At 51.0% G+C, this 1,444-nt stretch carries 1 protein-coding gene; it reads left to right on the plus strand.

Annotated elements, in window-relative coordinates; all coding sequences use genetic code 11:
* Window positions 1-958: 958 nt before the first annotated feature.
* On the plus strand, window positions 959-1,270 hold the full coding sequence (locus ACP5J3_RS14605; protein WP_428496346.1) for a hypothetical protein: 312 nt from the start codon (window positions 959-961) through the stop codon (window positions 1,268-1,270).
* Window positions 1,271-1,444: the final 174 nt, after the last annotated feature.

Genomic DNA, 1,444 nt, shown 5'->3' on the forward strand with positions numbered 1-1,444 from the left:
GCGTCCCCTCTTTACGAAAATCAAAACCGATAAACAACGCCCCACTCCCACATCCTCCACTCAACACACCGAATACGCGACACCTCAGCTAGTTAGCCATCCCCCAGGGGCCTCCATAGCTCAGCCCCATCCACACCTCGCCAGGTGTAGTACTCCACAAAAAGAAGCCCCCGTATCAGCCTTGACAAGGACCCTCCCTCCACAGAAGGACTCCACCAGCTAAATCCCCCACCTGATGTATAACCCTTCTATATCTCCGGTACCGCATCTTACATCGGTACCACCTCTGCCGCCACCCACGGCCACGTCTACATGTAAGAATTAGGCTAGAGGCTGTGGACGGAGTTGAGCCGTACTAAGCACCGCCCCGCATGCACAGGTCCTTTTTACGTGCTACACAGGGCTGGCGGGAGAGTAGACGCCGCCGCGGAGGTGCTATACAACTGCGAGAGGCGACTAATGCCCCCCGGCCGGGGAGGCCGAGGGTGCAGAAATCATACCGCCGCCCTCACCCCACATCAGCCTGCTTAATGAGACACAGCTCTACATCACGACGTAACGCCAATGGCATAACTAAAATTTAAAACCGCATCACCTCTTGCTACACCTCACTAGTCAGCTTAACAAATACGTAATACTAAACCCAGGTACTAGAGCCACTAAGATGAGACAAAGTCTACAAGAACTAGCCAAATGCCAGCCCAAATTCCCTTTCCCAGATATATGCCGTATACAAACTTGGCTAGATTACATACGCCATCAAATTATCCACAGCCGTTCCCTTGTCGCGCAAATATACCACAGCGCCCCAATTACAAGCCTCTTGAACAAAATAAGCCGCACCCCCAACATTTTTCCAACAGTGTGGAGAAACGCTAATAGAATAGTCCAGCCAATGTTCTGTTGTAACTCAACGGGGGAGGAGAATATATAAATTCATTTAAAGAAGTATAATGTAATGAGAAAAGTATACGTGCGGAGGGGGGATAGCTATGTATTAGCCGATCCCGCCGAGGAGGGGGATATAATCGTTATCACAAACGACGCCAAGGGGCCTCCAGAGATAAAACTAGGCACAACCCTCATAGTCACAGTAGAAGATATAAAAGTGGCAGAGGAGTTACGGGATGTCCTCCACGCAGAGGAGGTCATAGACTGGGGCGACGTGGTGACGCTGGTGGTAAAGGCCACGCCAGACGCAGTAAAAGCACTTTTCACAACACAAGGGGTTAAAAGAGTGGATATATCGGGCGAAGTTAGATTATTATGAGGCACTACATAGTATACGGCGGATTCGCGCCAGGCGCCAGAGTAGAAACAAGTACCGCGGACAGAGGCCTCGTGACTTTGCTGTCGGAAATGGGGCTAGACGCGCTGGTGAGACTAGGGGTAGAGGTAGTGGACGCATACGGTGAGTGGGGAATAGCAGTAATTAAGGCAACAG

Source organism: Pyrobaculum sp., from assembly GCF_049971835.1.
Lineage (GTDB): Archaea > Thermoproteota > Thermoprotei > Thermoproteales > Thermoproteaceae > Pyrobaculum.

Coding starts and splice junctions, on each gene's coding strand:
- ACP5J3_RS14605 (WP_428496346.1), top strand. CDS start 959: ATGAGAAAAGTATACGTGCGGAGGGGGGATAGCTATGTATTAGCCGAT.